General features: G+C 54.3%; 1 protein-coding gene. It reads right to left on the reverse strand.

All coding sequences use genetic code 11. From position 1 onward, the window contains the following. A partial coding sequence (locus KDK14_RS12495) for a hypothetical protein (protein WP_257265465.1) occupies positions 1 to 1,253 on the reverse strand: 1,253 nt, incomplete at both ends.

Below are 1,253 nucleotides of genomic sequence, written 5' to 3' on the forward strand. Positions count from 1 at the left end.
TCGACGATGGCCGACAGTAATACGACTTCCGACTTCAACTGATCAATTTCCGTCTGGTACGGGTTGCTGTTATCCACAGCCAGATTATCGCCACTGCCACCGGATGCAGCAGGATCTTCAGCACCGGGATCACCCACCGCGTCATCATCGGCGCCATCGGCCACATCAATACCCTGGGCACCGGAGTCTGGTGTCCAGGCCTCCAGCTCGGCAATGCGGTCTTGCAACTCCTGAATATAGGTTTCCAGCTCTGCCCGGCTGGAATACTTGTCGTCCATTTGGGCGGCAGTACCGTAACGGTAGAGTTGAGATGTGATACTGCCATTGGTATCTACCTCAACCCACTGGTAGGCATACTGCCCTGCCACAACCGAACCACTGCCGTTAAAGGTCAGCACATTGCTGGTGGTGGAATCACTGCTGCCAAAGGTGGTTTCCGAGCTGAACAGCTCCAGGTAGGGATTTTTTTCAATACCGCGATGGGTGGCACTTAACGCGCCTTCATTCGCCTCGATAAAGACGTGGCTATCGGAGCCCACGGCAAAACCATCGGCAAACTCGACATTATTGGTCAGCGAGATATTGGACTTGGCTTTGTTGCCTGCCGGAATCGGTATGGCGGTCCAGTTGTATACATTGGCCAGCGCATTGCTGGTCAGCTGGTTTTCCTGGAAGTAGTTGCTGGCCCGGCCACTGTAGATACCCACATCGCCATAGCTGTTGATCACGGCGTTCTTGCCAATATTCACCTGGTTAAGGACGTCCAGATTAACCTTGCTGACCCCACCGGCCACCCCGGCTGCCGCCCATACACTGACGTTTGCCTGGGCAACCGCTGATCCCCTGGAGTAGGTGCCAATCCCGATTTCACCCACCGGGTTGTAAATATTGTAACCCTCACCGACGGTGATCCTGTTTCGGGTGTTAACATCGACGTCTGACTCGGCACCGGCCCCCTGCAGTGCGCCACCAATTTCCAGTTTGGACTCGTCGTATACATAGAAGTCGGTGTTGGCGTCGATGGTAATGTTGTGATCGTAGGTACTGTCCAGCCAGGTCAGGTCCGATATTTTCAGCACACCTTTCTTGCCAAGCACCACCTCAGCGGTCAGGTTTTTCAGATTCTGATAAGAGAGAACGGCAGAGCCATTGGCCGCCCCACCGCCTGCGCCATACACGGAAGCGGTGAAACTGCTGAAATAGGGGTTCTGGATCTGATAAGCACTGTTGAAGGCATCAATATCCACCTGCAT

Source organism: Endozoicomonas sp. ONNA2, assembly GCF_024606365.1.
Taxonomy (GTDB): domain Bacteria; phylum Pseudomonadota; class Gammaproteobacteria; order Pseudomonadales; family Endozoicomonadaceae; genus Endozoicomonas.